We start from the raw sequence: 16,486 nt of genomic DNA, 5'->3' as shown, positions 1-16,486 counted from the left end.
CTTTGACAACGAGTTTTTCCGCCAGGCATCTCGAACTATCCGGCAATATGGCCGCCCGAGCAACTATCCATCCGGTCTAATCCTACTCTGAACGATCGGGCAACAGAAATGGACGATGTGACATTTGCGGGAACAGCGGACGGGATTAGCGTTTCATCGGCCGGCCGACAGGTCCAATAACAGGGAGGAATGTCATGAACGATGAAGACATCACCAAATTCGCAGCAAGCCTGCGAGGCGAAGTCATCCGCGCCGGCGACGCCCGCTATGACGAAGCCCGCAAGCTCTACAACGGCATGATCGACAAGCGGCCGCTGATCATCGCCCGCTGTGTCGACGTCGCCGACGTAATCACAGCGGTGAATTTCGGCCGCGACAACAATTTGCTGGTTGCGGTACGTGGCGGCGGCCATAATGGACCAGGATTGGGGAGCTGCGACGACGGTCTGGTGATCGACCTGTCGGCGATGAACGGCGTGCGCGTCGATCCGGATGCCCGCACGGCGCGGGTAGGCCCGGGCTGCACTCAGGGCGACCTCGACCATGCCACCCATGCCTTTGGCCTGGCCGTACCGGCGGGCATCATCTCGACCACCGGGGTCGCCGGACTGACGCTGAGCGGCGGCCATGGCTATCTGACGCGCAAATATGGCCTGACGATCGATAATCTGGTCGAGGCCGATGTCGTGCTTGCCGACGGAAGCTTCGTCACCGCCAGCAAGGAGCGGAACCCCAACCTGTTCTGGGCGCTTCGCGGCGGCGGCGGCAATTTCGGCATCGTCACCAGCTTTGTGTTCAGGCTCCACCGGGTCAGCATGGTCTTTGCGGGGCCGATCGCATGGGATCAGCGCCACGCCCGCACCATCATGCAGCATTATCGCGAGTTCCTGCCGAACGCGCCCGAAGAACTCGGGATCTTTCTCGGGCTCAAGACCGTCCTCTCGAGCGCACCCTTCCCGGAAGAGTTTTGGGGAAAGCGGATGTGTCTGCTGATGTGCTGCTACAACGGCCCGGAGGAAAAGGGCAGAGAGGCGCTGGCCCCGCTGCTCGATGCGCTGCCCGCGCCCTGGTTCAACTGGATGGGAACGATGCCCTATCCCGCGGTGCAGAGCATGTTCGATGGGCTCTACCCGAAGGGAATGCAGTGGTACTGGCGGGGCGATTTCGTCAAGACGCTGTCCGACGAGGCGATCGACGCCCATCTCGAGCAGGCGGCGAAGACGCCGAGCGAGCTATCGCTCATGCATCTCTACCCGATCGATGGTGCGGTCCATCGCGTCGGCAAAGACGAGACACCCTGGAATTACCGTGATGCGACCTGGTCGATGGTCATCGCCGGGATCGATCCGGACCCACAGAAAGCGGGGCCGGTGACGCGCTGGACCAAGGCCTACTGGGAGGCCGTGCATCCGTTCGATCTGGGTGGCGCCTACCTGAACTTCATGATGGATGACGAGGGCGATGCAAGGCTCAAGGCGGCTTATGGCGACAACTATGAGCGCCTCGCTACGCTGAAAAAGAAATACGACCCGAACAACCTCTTCCGGGTGAACCAAAACATTCGACCGGCTGCTTGACGGCGGCTCTCGTCAGGCCGGCAAGCGTACCGGCCGGCCCAGCTAAGGCTCGGCCGGTACGATAGCTTGCCGGTCAGGACGCTCTGATCCAGACCAGCATCTCGCCGGAATCGTGGTGTCCCGGGCGAAATACGGCACGGTGACTTTTGCTGCCTCGACCGCCGGTGATTTTTCAAACGCCTCTTTCCTGTCAACAGCCGACAGCGTGACGCCGCCGGGCACGTTCGAGAGCTGACTACATTTGAAACCAGGCCAGACGACCGCCGAGTGGCGTCCAATGAGCCATGCCGGGCTGCTTTTCAGGCTACCCCGCGCTTCTGATCGTGGTGGGCCGCGTACTGTCCATGCACAAGTCCGGACCTGTTTGGCGACACCATCATTGACTGGATCGTTCGCACATGATCGACAAAATGACCCGGAAATGACCGAGATACAAAGCTTTCCTTCAGTTGTGCATCAATAAGCCGCGACAATTTTTTAGCAATCTTTAGGCAAATTCTCAGGTTTATCGACAAACAGCAGACAATTCGGCAGCAGACAATTCGGCACAACGGTCTTTACTGGATTTATGTGGATGGCAATGCATCCCTACTTGACACCGGGACAAGCTGAAGAGCTATGCTGAACATCGGTCGCAAGTTTGCGCGGAGGGAATCTGTTCATGGATTTCATCGAGAGTTGGTTTGGTATTTCCCCTGACGGCGGCGACGGATCGACCGAAGCTCTCTACATACTTGCCGTTGTCGCAATATTGGCGCTCGCATTCCACAAGCACATCGTGCAATTCGCGCGCGGTTTCTTCGCGCGGAAATAGCCCGCGTACCGTTCGAGCCCAGCTTTATTCGTCTGACCAGAGTACAAATGGCACCAGTCGTCTGACACGCCAATTCACTGTTGCCGCGCGAATCCCGTTGTTATCAGAGCGTTGCCCTGCGTTAGCTTCAGAGGGGAAGTCGATGCGAGGAATAGCGGCAATCCTGCGAGCACTGTTCTCCGCCTGGATTCCGGCACTGATCGAGATGGCTCGCCGTTTCTGTCGCCGGTGGCGGCTAGGGGGCGACCGCCGGGTCGACCAGAAAGGGTCCCGGGCGCATTGCGTACCGATCGATCACCCTGCTTTCTGCCGGCCTGACCCGCTGATCTACGATCAGTATTACCTGATCGGCCTTGGTCTCGCGGTCACCTGGGATAATCCCGATATCGAGCTACGCCAGGGTGGTGTGCCCGTTCCCGCCGGCAGGTTGCAGGCGGACACCGACTACGAGGTGCGGGTTCGCGTCTGGAACGCCTCCCCGGATGCCGTCGTCGTCAAGATGCCGGTCCATCTGTCCTATCTGTCGTTTGGCATCGGAACCGTGTCGAATCCGATCGCCACCAGGCCGGTCTCGGTCGGGGTGATCGGATCCGCCAGCCAGCCTGGGTTCGTCTCCTTCGACTGGCATACGCCGCGGCAAGCAGGTCACTATTGCCTGCAAGTTTTGCTCGACCCGGCCGATGACGCCAACTTCGCCAACAATCTCGGCCAAGAAAATACCGATGTCGGACTGGCCCAGTCGCCAGCAACATTTCAATTCGAGTTGCGCAACGCTACCCGTCGGCCGCATCGGTACCGGTTCACCGTCGATGCCTACACCATTCCGCCGCTCGGCCCCTGTCGCGACGACCGGCAGCCAACGGAAGAGACCGCCAAGGCGGAGCAAAAGCGCCGGCTGGCGGCACACTTGCCGTCGGCTCATCCCCTGCCGCCGGGCTGGAAGGTCGAGATTTCGCCTGACCTGCCGTCGCTGGCGCCGGGCGAACAGGTGACGATCACGGCGGTCGCTACGCCGCCGGACGGCTGGACCGGCCGGCAAGCCCTCAATCTGAATGCGTTTGACGAGGGTGATCGCGCCAGCGGCGGCGTCACCTTGACCGTCCTCAGCAGCTTGGAGCCGTGATGGCCACCGACGACAAATCCTGGACCAAGTGCACGACCGCCGACGAGGTGATTTCGGTCAACCAGTACATCAGTGCGGCGATTACCAGCGGCATATTCGCAGCCGTGATGGTCGTGGTGGTGGTCGCGATGGGCGAGCCGTGGTGCATACCGATCGCGCTGGTGGTGACTGAGATTGTGTGGATTCTCGCTTATTGCGACTGGTGGCTCAACAAACGGCTGGTTTGCCTGGGCGAGCCGGTGAGTATCGTCGGCATGGTCATCAGCATCGAGCCGCCGTCGGAAAAGACCTGGCCAGGAAGCCTGGACTCCGACTACAGCCTCAATTTGCTGCTGCCGAACAACCCGGTGGGCGTCTCCCAGGCCGTTGCCGCCGCCAGTGCCCCGTTCGGCTATCTGATGGCCGAAAACGCAATCACCTCCTCGCACGGCTTTCTGTTCACGGGGAACCCGGCGGAGGACAAGGTGACCGGAGTAAAGTCAGAGGCGCTGCATGTGGAGTTCGAAGGGGCATCGATCCATGACCTGCAGACCGTCAACATCCTCGCCCTAGCCGCGGCATTGATTGCGCTGGCGGTATGCATGTCGGGCGTCGGCGCGGTCGTCGCCTACGTATTGGCGCTTCTCGCCTTGCTCGCTTCGCTGCTCGGCGCGGCCTTCAGCAGTTCGGACACCGCCAGTCCGAGCGATGCCGGCCTGCCGAGCATCGAGACCAACAAGGGCGACGGAACCGGAGCGACAATCCTGGGGGTGACCGGCCGGTGGGTCTATGATGCCGGACACATCCACGACAGCTTTCATGAAGGCCACAACGAACTGCATCCGGTCCAGCAGGCCCAGATTCTGGGACGGCCATGGGACGGCGACTGGCCCGACGATATCGACGAAATCGTTCGGGGCTACCAGGACGGCTACGCGCAGTCTCAGGATCCGCTCACCAAGGCGCAACAGGCCCGGCCCGGCTCCCGGTGGTCGGTCCATCGCTATGTTGACGGCTGCAACGACACCGTCCGGCCAGATCAGCCTCCGCACTAAGCCAGTCAGGCTGTTGGACACGATAGTTCGAATCCCGATACCGCGCTGGTTTACTCGGCCCTTGAGAATCCTTCAGCCTTCGGCAACATGGCGGCGAGGCTGAGAGCATGAGGATGAGCAAGGTCATTTCCACCGCATCACGGCGTTCGCCGCGCAAGACACCGATGGCGCTGACCGAGGCGCTGGTCGCCCGCACCTTGCGTGCGGTCGAGGATGCCGGGCCGACGCCGGGCATGGTCTACATGACCGATGCCGATTACGCGCGCATTCGCGACGAGGTGCTGCCCGGCGCGCCGGGCGGGCCGGTGAAGCTTTTCGCCTATGGCTCGCTTCTGTGGAAGCCGGCCGGCGAGGTCAGGGGTGGCGAACGGGCCGTGGCGACGGGCTGGCACCGTTCGTTCTGTTTTACGGTGCAGCGCTTCAGGGGCACCGTCGAGCAGCCCGGCCTGATGATGGCGCTCGACCGCGGGGGCCAATGTCCGGGCATGGTGTTCGAGGTCGCCGAGCCAGTGGGGGCCAATCTCGAAACGCTGCTGCGCCGCGAGATGACCATCCTGCCGGCCGTCAACGTGCCGCGCTGGCTGCAGGTCAGGACGGGCGACGGCACGGGCCAAGCGCTTGGTTTCGTTGTCGATCCCGCCAATCCGCGCTACGCCGGCAAGCTCGAAAAGCGAGCGATAGCGGCGACCCTGGCCACGGCCGTCGGCCATTGGGGTTCGGGCGCCGAATATCTGTTCGAGACCATTCGCCATCTCGACGCCTGCGGCATCCGCGACCGCAATCTCTGGCAGTTGCAGGAACTTGTGGCCGAGGAGATCGGTCGGGCGCTGCGGTCGGGCTTCATTCGTCCCTGAGCCAGACCAGCATCTCGTCAGGCTCCCAGGCGAAATCGATGTTGTGCAGGTCGACGAGATGTCCCGCGCGCTCGCCGATGGCAGTATCGAGCATCGTGTGTCCTTCCTTCGGTTCTATGCCAGTGTGTTCGCCCATGCGCCGACAAAGGGCGGCAGCATGATGCACGTCTGCTGCTCGACAGCCTCGTTGCGCAGCCGCTCGGCGAGGGTATCGACTTCCACCTCGGCGGCGGTTGCGGTACCGACTGCCTCGGCCATCGGTAACAGGCTGCGCAACGTGCCGGCAATGTAGTCGTAGATCGGCGAGTCGGGTCCGCTGCCGGCGAGGCCGGCGGAGTTCATCCGCGGCGCCGGCAGCCCTGCGCCGGCGAACACCATGGGCAGCCTGCCACCCATGTCGACCTCGAAACCCGCGCGCTCGATCGTGTCGATGATCCAGCCGCGGCATTTGCCGAACAGCGGCGCCTCTGGAAAACTGCGGGTGAGCGGCATCGCCATTTCCTGGACGGCGACGATGCCGCCAGGCCGCAGGAAACCGGCAAGCCTGCGCAGGGTTGCGGCCGGGTCGGGCAGATACATCAGGACAAGCCTGCCGATCACCGCATCGAAGCTCCCGTCGGGCGAGAATGTATCAAGCTCGGCCGTCGTGAAACGTGTCCAGTAACACTGGCCGGATTCAGTGGCGCGCCGCTCGGCAATGTCCACAGCCTCTGCCGAGCGATCGACACCAAGCACGCTTCCCGCCGGTCCGACCAGCCTTCCGGCCAGCAAGGAGACATCGCCTACGCCGCAGCCAATGTCGAGCACGCGCATACCGGGTCCTATGCCCGCACTGCGCAGGACATGCTCGGTAAGGTCGTGAATGAGCGCTCCCTGCAGCTCCAGGCGCTTGAATTCGCTTTGCGTGTAACCCAACGCATAGGGACGCGCATCCATGGGGCTCTGATCACGGTCGGTCTTCGGCGCATGTTCGGCAAGCAGATTGTACATGTTTGACTCCATGATCGATTTATCCGGGATTTGTGACCGCTGGGCAGCCTGATGACCGCCCAGGGCCCGACCGTCACGATCGGAGATCGGTGCTACAACGTGATTTCCGGAATCGGGAATTGCGTTACGACTGAAACAGGCGCCCGTGCCTGGCATACCACGCAAGCGGAGAACCACCCTGCGCCCGGCGTTCGGACGCCACTATGATTTCGGCGCCCGCGGAACGAACACGATATGCGGCGTCTTCGGCGGACGACCGGGCGGCACATAGTCCGGAACCGGCGTATCGTCTGCCGGGAGCGAAAGCACATATCGGTGGATGGCGCGCAGGTCGGGCTCGCTCATGGCACGCAGGTTGAACCATGGCATGGGCGGGCGCGTCTCGATCGTGCGCGCGAACTGTACCCAGTCGTCCTCGTCCATGGTCCGCAAAAATTGGCGAAGATTGGTCGGGTAAGTCGTACCCCACGGCCCGTTGAAGCCGAGCGAATCGCCGATCAGCCATCGATCCTGCGGAACGTTGCCGGCCTTCTCCAGGTACCCTGGCGTGTGGCAGTCATTGCAGCCGCCGATTTTCACCAGGTATCGACCGTGCTCGATCGAAGCGGTCGCGGACGCCGCGCCGACCTCACCCTGGTTGAGCGTTGCGGCGGTGAATGCTGCGGCCAGGCCAAGGGCGGCAATTGCGATGAGAGCTCTTCGTGTCATCAGCTTCTCCGCTGCTATTTGATGCCGACGATCATCGAGTGAGGCCCGGCGAGATGCTCGCAGCGGACCTCCGCAAAGCCCGCCTCCCGCATCCAGCCCATGCCGTCGGCGCGCGTGTAGTCGAACCCGCCATTGGTGTTGACCAGCATGTTGAGGCTCATCAGCAGACCCGCAGCGTTGTCCCGTCGCTCGTCATCGATGATCTGGTCGTAGACGATGAGCACGCCTTGCTTCGGCAGCGCGGAATGGGCCTTTGCCAGCAGCGCGCGCTTCACCTCCAGGTTCCAGTCGTGCAGGATATGACCCATCACCAGCACGTCGGCGGAAGGCAGCGGCTCGGCAAGGAAGTCGCCGGGATAAAACCGAAGCCGGTCTGCAAGTGCGTGCCGCTCCACATAGGCCTCGAACACCGGCCGCATCGGCGGCAGGTCGAAACCGCCGCCGGTGAGATGCGGATGGGCGCGGCCGACCTCGACCGGAAGCCTGCCTTCGGCTGTGCCGATATCGATGAAGGTACAATAGTCCGCCCAGGGAAAATGCCGGGCGAGCGCCTCCGCCACCTGGAGGCTGCCGCCGGTCATCGCCTGCGCGAACATCTTTACCTTGTCCGGGTCCGAAAACAGCATGTCGAACAGATCTTCGCCGTCCTGGGTGCCGTTTTGCGGTTTGCCTGTCCTGAGCGCGTCGGTGAGCGAGCCCCAGTTCGCGTAAAGCAGCTGACCGGCCCTGGCGAGCATCCCGCCAACATAGGTCGACTTGTTGCGGTCAAGGTAGCGGTCAGTCACGGGCGTGTTGCAGTAGACGTTGCCCTCGCGCTCAAGCATGCGCAGCGCAACAAGCGCGTCGAAGAAATCCTGCGCTCCCCGCTCATGCAGTCCGAGCCGGTTTCTCAGTGTTTCCCCTTCGAGGGGTCCGGCCGCCAACTCCGTGAAAAGGTCAAGTTCGACGGCGCTCAGCAACGTCTTCGATGCCCAGAAGCCGAGGCCGAGTTGCATAAGGCTTTCGGGCGACAGTTCTGCGACGTCATTCGCCTGTTTCGTTACCTCGGTGATGGTTGCGTCCATAAGATTTCTCCTTCCTCAAGAGACCATGACCTCCCAAAAAACCGGTTCCCGGTTTTTTGGGATCATGGTCTGGGCGCGGGAGGACCATCGACTGGCCCGGCTACGGGTCGATTTCAGCCAGCTGGGATTTTGGTTACGGTTGTAACGAAGAAATCCGGACGGCCGTGATCAGCCTGAATGCAGATGGCGGGCAAGACATTGTGCGACGGCGGCCGACAGCAGCGGCTTCTTGATGACTTCGCTTATGCCGGCCGCCGTCAGTTGGCGCGACCGCAGCTGACGGCCGTAACCGGTCATCAGCACGACCGGAAGGTCGGGCCGGATCTTGTGCAACCGGCCGGAGAATTCGATCCCTGTCATGTCGGGCATGACCTCGTCCGTCAGCACCAGGTCGAAGCGTTCCGGATCGGTGCGAAATGCGCTGAGAGCCGCGGGGCTGCGGTCGAACCCGACCGGCTCGTAGCCGAGCGCGGCGAGCATTTCCTCCGCAAGTTGCATCAGCGGCGTGTCGTCGTCGACGACGAGGATCGTCTCGCCGTTGCCATGCTTGACCGGCACCTCGGCGGCGTCGCTCTCGTCCTCGTTCTGGGTTGCTTCGGCGGCCTCGATCCGCGGAAAATAGATCTCGAAGGTCGTGCCTTCGCCGGGCTTGCTGTTCACGTCGACCGCGCCTCTGTGCGCTATGACGATGCCGTGCACCGTCGACAGGCCGAGCCCGGTGCCTTGCCCTGCCGGCTTGGTCGTGAAGAACGGCTCGAAGATACGCTCGAGCGTCGCCTGATCCATGCCGCTGCCGGTGTCCCTGACGGCAAGGCGGAGGTAGCGCCCGGCAGGCAGGTTGCCGTGCGACAGCATCCGCGCCTCGACGAATTCCGTCGTGTCGAGACCGATTTCCAATGCGCCGCGGTTGTTCATCGCCTGCGCCGCGTTGGTGCCGAGGTTCATCACCACCTGCTGAAGCTCGGTCGGATCGCCCATCATCGCCGCATCCGCGGCTGCAAGACGCGTCTGCACCGAAAGCGTGGCGGGGAACGAGGCGCGCAGCAGGTCGATCGCTTCGGCAACCACGGCTTCCGCCCGCAGCGCGTGATGCTGCCGCTCGTGACGACGGCCGAAGGCGAGGATCTGCTCGGTGACGTCCTGCGCCCGCCTGCCGGCCTGCATGATCTGCTGGACGTAGCGCCGCGCGCGCGACTCCTTCAGCAGCACCGCCAGCGCCATCTCGCTGTAACCAAGGACGGCACCGAGGATGTTGTTGAACTCGTGCGCTATGCCGCCGGCGAGCGTCCCGATCGCTTCCAGCCGTTGCGACTGATTGAGCCGCGCCTGCAGTGCCTCACGCTCGCGTTCGTTGTGCTCGCGCACGATGGCATTGGCGAAAATCTCGGCTGCGGTGCGCAGCAGTGCAATGTCGTCGTCGGCCCAATGCTTTTCGTGCGTGACGGTATCGAGAGCCAGAAAACCCAACCGCTCGCCGGCATGCCACATCGGTATGCACAGCCACGATCGAAACTGGTGCGCCTGCAGCGATGCCTTCTCCCGCCCCTCGGGAAGCTCGCCGACGCGGGGAACGTCGATGCAGCCCTGCCGCTCGTGGTCGGCCAGCGTCCAGCGTGAAGCCAGCTCGATCATGTCCTTCGACAGATGGGGCGGCCTGCTCCCGCCCGGACGGCGATAGAAGTAGCCGCCGGAAGGATCGGCGATGTGGCTGACGAAAATCTGGGCGCCGTCGAGCCCGGCATGTTCGACCAGGCGCGCGAGGCCCTTGCTGATGCCGGCGCGGATGCGGTCACGCGGCAGATTGATGAACTGCGTGGAGATCGAGGCGATCAGGTCCTCGAATTCCAGCCGCTCGCGCAGGATCCGCGCGTTGCGGCGCAGGCGGGCGAACAGGTAGAGTGCGGCGGTTACTGCTTTTGCCGCATCCGGCTGGGGATCGCTGATAAACCGCGACATTGCGACCATCAGGGCTCCTATCTCGACCGCTCGAAGGCCGTCACCCTCGCTCGTGAGACGACCGCTCATATAGTTGAAAAAGTTCAGCGAGTTCTGCAGCAGCGCGTTATCGGACTTGAACCTCTCGACGAGCGCTTCCTCGTCGCGGATCGCGGCGATGACTTGGGCGATCCGCTTGTCGATATCCGCCCGTGTTTCGCCGCTTGCTACGTCGCGGGCAGCCGGCAGCGTCTGCGTCGCCTCATCCAGGTTCTCGATCGACCGCACAAGCGGATCGTAGCTGCGCAGCAGTCCCGCGCGTGCCCTTAAAACATCGCGTTGGAGTGCGGCGTTATAGAGGATGACCGTCCTGAGCGCATCGAGCGTGCGCTCGTGGCGCGCCGCATCGGGAGCCGTGCCCTGCACCAGGAGGTAGGTCAGGGCGATGAGCAGGCAGGCAACGATCGGCGCCAGGATGCGTAGCGACTTCATTGTTGCAGACGATCGGCTGCGCTGGTCAACGGCCGGCCGCGATACTCGCCCGTCAGTGTCCCGAGGAATTCGACGATGAGATCGGCATCGCGCTGGTCGAGCTCCCGGCCGAGTTGGTTGCGCGCCATGATCTTCACCGCGTCTGCGAGCGATGCGGTGCGGCCATCGTGAAAATACGGCGCTGTCACCGCGACGTTGCGCAGGCTGGGAACACGGAACACATGGCGGTCGCTCTCGGCGCCGGTAACGGCGAAGCGGCCGAGATCCGCCTTGGTCAGGGTCTTCTGGCGAGCGAAGGGATCCTGGAAGATGCCGAATTTCTGAAACAGATTGCCGCCTACGTTGGCGCCCTGGTGGCAGGCGACGCAGCCATAGGCTTTGAACAGTTGATAGCCGTGCTCTTCGTCGGTCGTGATGGCGTCGCGTTCGCCCTTGAGATAGCGGTCGAAACGGGCATCGGGCGTGATCAGCGACCGTTGAAAGACAACAAGCGCATCGAGCACGTTTGTCCGGTCGGGAATGGAGCCGTAGACCCTCGCGAACCGCTGCGAATACTCAGCATTCGAGCGCAGCTTGGTCAGCAATTCCTCCCAACTCGTATTCATCAGCCTGTCATCGAGCAGGGCTGCCTCGTTCTGCTCCTCGAACGTGCGGAAATTGCCGCGCCAGTTCAGCCGAAAATCGAGCGCCGCGTTGAAGACGGTCGGCGTGTTGAAATCGAGCGGCTTGCCATCCGCCGCCACGGAACGGGCCAGACCGTCGTCGCCGCTGAAATCGAGCCTGTGACAGGAACTGCAAGCGACGACATCGCCATGCGACAGGCGGGCATCGTTGAACAGGCTCTCGCCAAGCGCGATCTTCGCCCGGTCGGAGGGGCCGCTGGCCGTGATCGGTGCAATCGGCTCGCCCATCGGCGGGCCCGGCTGATTGCTCTGGGCCAACGCAAAAGGTGCCGCCATTGCCAGGCAAAGCGGAACAAAAAGCCCCGCCCGAACCTTACCAATCTGCTGATGTGCCATCGAGCGAGCCTGTGGCAGGGTGTGCGATCACGTAGATCATCGGCGTTCACCAATAAATCGCCGAAAATCGACGTTTAATAAAGCAACGGCTCGGTCATGAGTTCCATGCTTGCGGACGGTGCGAGATGTCAGCCGAACAAAACATTCGCCACGAACAGCAGTCGAAAGGCAGTATCGAGCAGCCAGCGGCGCCGAAGCATATCCTTGTCGTCGACGACGACCCCGAAATTCGTGATATGCTCACCAATTACCTGGAGAGCCAAAACTTCAGGGTTAGCGCGGTCGCCGACAGCCGGGCCATGTCGCGCGTCCTCAATGAAAAGCCCGTAGACCTGATGATCCTCGACATGCGGCTTGCCGATGAGGACGGGTTCGACATCATGCGGCAACTCGGCAGTCCGCCGGAAGCGCCCATCATCATCATCACCGGCCACAGGTGCGACGAGGTGGATCGCGTCGTCGGCCTGGAACTGGGCGCCGACGACTACATCACCAAGCCCTTCGGCCTCAGGGAGCTGCTGGCGCGCATTCGCGCCGTGCTGCGGCGATCGCGGTCGACGCAGCCGCATCCGCGCGGCAAGAAACCCATACGCTATCGTTTTGCCGGCTGGGAGCTCGACATGCGGATGCGGCGCCTGAGGTCGGCGGCGGGCGAGGCAACGCCGCTGACCGCCGGCGAGTTCAACCTGCTGACGGCGTTGCTGAAATCGCCGCAGCAGATCCTGAGCCGCGAGCAGCTTCTCGCTGCCAGCCGCGTGCACGACGAAGAGGTGTTCGACCGCAGCATCGACGTGCAGATATTGCGGCTGCGCCGCAAGCTCGAGGTCAATCCGAGCGAGCCGAAGCTCATTGTTACGGAGCGTGGCGCCGGCTACATATTCGCGACTGCGGTCGAGGTACTTTGAGCCGCTGCCGCGCCCAGCCTACTCCGCGCTTCTCAGCCAGACCAGCATCTCGCCGGGATCGCGGTTGTCCCAGGCAAAGTACGGCACGGCGGTGATTTTCGCGCCCTCGAGCGCCGGCGGTTCGGTGCGGTAGAGCCCCTCTTCCCAGTTTTCGAAAGCCTCCTTTTTGGCAATCGCCGAAAGTGTCACGACGCTGCCCAGAAGGTTCGGCTGCTGATGCGCCTCGATGTCGGCCGTGCGCGGTAGTGCGATGCGGTGCAGCTGGCTGGAATTGTCGGTCTCCTCGACGCAATAGATCAGCGGGCCGCGCGCCAGTGCGACACGGCCGATATCCTGCCGCACCTGCGGATTGGCGTAGAGGCGGTCGACGGCCATTTCGAGGTCGAGCTCGACGCGGTCGCCCTTGCGCCATTCGCGGCGGATCGCGGCATAGCCGTCGCTGCTGATCGCCTCCAGATCAACATCGGCGCCGTTGACCTTGAGCGCTGCCTTGCGGCACCAGGCCGGCAGGCGCAGGTGCAAAGTGAACTCGGTCGGAGCTTCCGGTTCGACAGAGATCGAGACCGCGCCGTCCCAGGGATAATTGCTCGTTTGGGTGAGCTCTATCTGCGTCCCAGAAATATCGAAACGAGCCGTGCCGTTTCCATAGAGATGGACGGCGAGTGCGTCGTCCGAGAGGCCGTAGAAATAGCTGCCGATCGAGGCGACCATGCGCCCGACATTGGGCGGGCAGCACGGGCAGCGGTGCCATTTCCAGCGGTGGTGGGCGCCGCGGCTTTCGAGCGGATTTTCGTAGAAGAACAGCGAGCCGTCGAGCGACAGGCCCGAGATCGAGCCGTTGTAGAGCGCCCGCTCCATGATGTCGGCGTAGCGCGCATTGGGACCCATGCCGAGCATGCGGCTTGCCCAGAACACCAGGCCGACCGAAGCACAGGTCTCCGCATAGGCGGTGTCGTTGGGCAGGTCGTAATCGGCGGTAAAACCCTCATTGTGCGACGACGGCCCGAGGCCGCCGGTGACGTAGAGGTTCTTGGTCATGAGATCGTCCCACAGCCGGTCGAGCGCGACCCGCAGCGTGTCGTCGCCATATTCGGTGGCGATGTCGGCCATTCCCGAATAGAGATACATCGCCCGCACCGCGTGGCCGACGACCTTGTCCTGCTCGCGCACCGGTTTGTGCGACTGGTTGTATTCGTAAGTCTTGAAATGATAGGCCTTGGGGTCGGCGCCGCGTGCTCGCGCCTCCTCGTCGAAATAATGCGGCTCAAGGCCGCGCTGATCGATGAAATATTTGGCAAGCTCCATGTATTTGCGCTCGCCCGTCACCCGTGCCAGCTTGACCAGCGCCAGTTCGATCTCCTCGTGGCCGCAATAGCCCTTCTTCTTGCCGGGCTCGGGACCGAACGTCTCGGCGATGTGATCGACATAGCGGCACATGATGTCGAGCAGCTTGCGTTTTCCCGTGGCCTGGTAGTAGGCGACGGCGCCTTCGATCAGGTGGCCGGCGCAATAGAGCTCGTGGCAGTCGCGCAGATTGGTCCAGCGCAGGCCGGGCTGGATGCGCTGGTACCAGCTCGACAGATAGCCGTCGGGCTGCTGGAGCCTGCCGTACATGTCGATGACGGCGTCGATCTTCTTCTCCAGCTCGTCGTTGCGGCGCCGGTAGAGCGAATAGGCGGCGGTCTCGATGGTCTTGCCCCAATCGGAGTCCCAGAACATCTGCGTCGTCACCGTCGATCCGGTGAACTCATTGCCGGCGGTGGCCGCCTCGTCCGGCGACGGTGAGTGGAACGGAATGACGACGCCGGGCGACGGCCGGTCCGGGTCGATCTGCTCGAGCATGCGCGCCTCGACGCAGCGGTCGTAGAGGATGCCGGCGGTCTTTGAGGCGACGGCATCGACGCGGTCGCCCCAGAAGCCGCGCACATCGACCTGCGGCACCGGCAGCGGGCGGAAGGCGAGTTTCGGCTTGGCGCCCTGACTGGCGGATTGCGATGCGGTCATCAATTTACTCCCGTTCGATTTCTTGTGGTCACTTCACGGCCCCTGCCATCAGGCCGCGGATGTAGAAGCGCTGCAGCAGCAGGAAGAGCACCAGGCACGGCACCATCATGACGGTGACGCCGGCCTGCACGGCGCCCCAGTCGATGGCGCCGAAGCGGCCGGACTGCAGCGCCGTCATCATGATCGGCAGCGTGAATTTCGACTGGTCTGTCATCAGCACCAGCGCCGCCAGAAACTCGTTCCAGGCGCCGAGGAAGGCGAACAGCGCGATGGTGACGATGCCTGGCCAGACCAGCGGCAGCATCACCCTGAGCAGCATGGTGACGTTGTTGGCGCCGTCCATGCGGGCGGCCTCCTCGATCTCGCGCGGCACCGCGTCGAAGGCGTTGCGCATCATGAAGATCGAGAACGGCAGCTGCAGCGTGACGTAGACGCAGACCAGCCCGGTCAGCGTGTTGTGCAGGCCGATCTTGGTCAGCACCAGGAAGATCGGCGTCAGGATCGACTGGAACGGGATCATGATCGTCGACAGGATGACGACGAAGAGCAGGTTCTTCAGCGGAAAGCGGAAGCGCGAGAAACCGTAGCCGGCGAGCACGCTGACGATCACCGACAGCACCACCGTCATCACCGAGACGTAGATGCTGTTTTGCGCCGGCAGCCACAGGCCGTCGCCGAAGGTGTTGAGCGTCGCGTAGTTCTCGAGCGAGATGCCGCTGGTCGGCCACGGCGGCAGCGGCGGCTGGCGCGCCTCCTGCGCCGGCTTGAAGGCCGAAAGCACCGTCCAGGCGATCGGCGCCAGGAACAGAATGGACGCGATGATGCCGGTCGAGTGCTCGGCGATCTGCATGCCGATGCGGCGTTTGCGGCTCCTTGCCTGCGCCATCAGTCGACCCCTTCCGGATTGCGCAGCAGCCGCAGCTGGATAAGGCTGAGCGCCACCAGGATGACCAGCAGGACCATCGACAGTGCGGCGCCATAGCCGAGCTTGAACGACACGAAGGACTGGTTGAAGATCCAGTAGACGGCGGTCAGCGTCTGATTGCGCGGGCCGCCGCGCAGGATGATGTAGAACTGGTCGAAGGCGAGGATCGAGCCGGCGACCGACAGGATCAGCGCCAGCGCCAGCGTGCGGCGCATCAAGGGCAAGGTAATCGCCCGGAACCGCGCGAATGGCCCTGCCCCGTCGATCATCGCCGCTTCCTGCAGGTCCGGCGGGATCGATTGCAGGCCGGTCATCAGGATGATCATGGTGAAGCCCGCCACCTTCCACACGACCATGGCGATGATCGACCAGAAGGCCGGCTGGAAGGTCGCCAGCAGGTTAAATTTCTTCTCGGTCAGGCCGAGCTCGAAGGCGGCCGGGCTGAACAGGCCGGAATCGACATTGAGCAGCCATGACCACAAAAGGCTCGCCGAGGCGAAGCCGATAACCGCCGGCATGAAGAAGGACGTCCGGTAGAAGCCGGTCAGCTGCCGCGGCCTTTCGATGAACAGCGCCAGCGGAAAGGCGACGGCGAAGATCGCGATCGTCACCACCACCGTGTAGTAGCCGGTGAACTTCAGCGCGTTCCAGAAACGGGTGTCGCGCAGGATCGCCCAGTAATTGTCGAGCCCGATAAAGCTATGCGCGCCCATCAGCGGCCAGTTGTGCAGCGACATCCAGGCGGTCATGCAAAGCGGCACGATGAAGAAGACGACGACCAGGGCGACGGCCGGCGCGACATAGAGCATGCCGATCCACTGCCGGCGGCCGGCGCCGACCAGTTTGTATGCGCGCGCTGGCGCGGCGGTGGTTGCTGTGATGGTGGTCATCGCTGGCCTTCTCCTTCTCCCCTTGTGGGAGAAGGTGGATCGGCGCGAAGCGCCGAGACGGATGAGGGGTGTTGGAAGGAATGCCGTCCGAGCCAAGCTGGAGCACCCCTCATCCGTCGCCTTCGGCGACACCTTCTCCCACAAGGGGAGAA

General features: G+C 63.1%; 14 protein-coding genes. 6 read left to right on the top strand and 8 right to left on the bottom strand.

Going from position 1 to position 16,486, the window contains the following annotated elements; all coding sequences use genetic code 11:
• Nucleotides 1-194: 194 nt before the first annotated feature.
• The 5 genes from NKI08_RS16460 (at nt 195) to NKI08_RS16440 (ending at nt 5,402) form a co-directional block, all read left to right on the top strand.
• The gene (locus NKI08_RS16460; RefSeq protein ID WP_352541563.1) at nt 195-1,577 is read left to right on the top strand and encodes an FAD-binding oxidoreductase; all 1,383 of its coding nucleotides are present in this window, start codon (nt 195-197) and stop codon (nt 1,575-1,577) included.
• Between the two features lie 661 nt (nt 1,578-2,238).
• Entirely contained in the window at nt 2,239-2,391 is a 153-nt protein-coding gene (locus tag NKI08_RS16455; protein WP_352474399.1) for a hypothetical protein, read from the top strand.
• A gap of 142 nt (nt 2,392-2,533) precedes the next feature.
• A complete protein-coding gene (locus tag NKI08_RS16450; protein ID WP_352770881.1) occupies nt 2,534-3,514 on the top strand; it encodes a hypothetical protein in 981 nt (326 codons plus the stop codon).
• Nucleotides 3,514-4,548, top strand: coding sequence for a hypothetical protein (locus tag NKI08_RS16445; RefSeq protein WP_352770879.1), 1,035 nt, complete (start codon nt 3,514-3,516; stop codon nt 4,546-4,548). The genes NKI08_RS16450 and NKI08_RS16445 overlap by 1 nt, the downstream gene beginning before the upstream one ends.
• A gap of 113 nt (nt 4,549-4,661) precedes the next feature.
• Nucleotides 4,662-5,402, top strand: coding sequence for a gamma-glutamylcyclotransferase (locus tag NKI08_RS16440; RefSeq protein WP_352770877.1), 741 nt, complete (start codon nt 4,662-4,664; stop codon nt 5,400-5,402).
• Between the two features lie 114 nt (nt 5,403-5,516).
• Here the strand turns inward: NKI08_RS16440 and NKI08_RS16435 are convergent, their stop codons facing one another.
• From NKI08_RS16435 to NKI08_RS16415, 5 genes are all read right to left on the bottom strand, one after another.
• Nucleotides 5,517-6,404 (bottom strand): class I SAM-dependent methyltransferase, encoded by an 888-nt coding sequence (locus tag NKI08_RS16435; RefSeq protein WP_352770875.1) that lies wholly within the window; start codon nt 6,402-6,404, stop codon nt 5,517-5,519.
• A gap of 189 nt (nt 6,405-6,593) precedes the next feature.
• Nucleotides 6,594-7,100 carry a hypothetical protein gene (locus tag NKI08_RS16430; RefSeq protein ID WP_352474406.1) on the bottom strand — a complete coding sequence of 169 codons (507 nt, stop codon included), beginning with the start codon at nt 7,098-7,100 and terminating at the stop codon, nt 6,594-6,596.
• Nucleotides 7,101-7,114: 14 nt separating this feature from the next.
• A complete protein-coding gene (locus NKI08_RS16425; RefSeq protein WP_352770873.1) occupies nt 7,115-8,164 on the bottom strand; it encodes a methyltransferase in 1,050 nt (349 codons plus the stop codon).
• A gap of 168 nt (nt 8,165-8,332) precedes the next feature.
• Nucleotides 8,333-10,591 (bottom strand): DAHL domain-containing protein, encoded by a 2,259-nt coding sequence (locus tag NKI08_RS16420; protein WP_352770871.1) that lies wholly within the window; start codon nt 10,589-10,591, stop codon nt 8,333-8,335.
• Entirely contained in the window at nt 10,588-11,502 is a 915-nt protein-coding gene (locus tag NKI08_RS16415; RefSeq protein WP_352770869.1) for a cytochrome-c peroxidase, read from the bottom strand. Before NKI08_RS16415 ends, NKI08_RS16420 begins: the two co-directional genes overlap by 4 nt.
• 233 nt (nt 11,503-11,735) lie before the next feature.
• Here NKI08_RS16415 and NKI08_RS16410 point away from each other — a divergent pair, with 233 nt between their 5' ends.
• On the top strand, nt 11,736-12,515 hold the full coding sequence (locus NKI08_RS16410) for a response regulator (RefSeq protein ID WP_352770867.1): 780 nt from the start codon (nt 11,736-11,738) through the stop codon (nt 12,513-12,515).
• 18 nt (nt 12,516-12,533) lie between these two features.
• On the opposite strand, the gene NKI08_RS16405 is transcribed toward NKI08_RS16410, so the two are convergent.
• The 3 genes from NKI08_RS16405 to NKI08_RS16395 are packed head-to-tail and all read right to left on the bottom strand — an operon-like array spanning nt 12,534 to nt 16,334.
• Nucleotides 12,534-14,519, bottom strand: a complete 1,986-nt coding sequence (locus tag NKI08_RS16405) for a glycoside hydrolase family 127 protein (RefSeq protein WP_352770865.1) — start codon at nt 14,517-14,519, stop codon at nt 12,534-12,536.
• 28 nt (nt 14,520-14,547) lie between these two features.
• A complete protein-coding gene (locus tag NKI08_RS16400; RefSeq protein WP_254817449.1) occupies nt 14,548-15,405 on the bottom strand; it encodes a carbohydrate ABC transporter permease in 858 nt (285 codons plus the stop codon).
• Complete coding sequence (locus tag NKI08_RS16395; RefSeq protein WP_352770862.1) at nt 15,405-16,334, bottom strand: carbohydrate ABC transporter permease; 930 nt, start codon at nt 16,332-16,334, stop codon at nt 15,405-15,407. Before NKI08_RS16395 ends, NKI08_RS16400 begins: the two co-directional genes overlap by 1 nt.
• Nucleotides 16,335-16,486: the final 152 nt, after the last annotated feature.

It is taken from the genome of Mesorhizobium sp. M0768 (assembly GCF_040320195.1).
Taxonomy (GTDB): Bacteria; Pseudomonadota; Alphaproteobacteria; order Rhizobiales; family Rhizobiaceae; genus Mesorhizobium.
The sequence above is the reverse complement of the archived record's forward strand: the minus strand, read 5'-3'. Positions and strand labels throughout refer to the sequence as shown.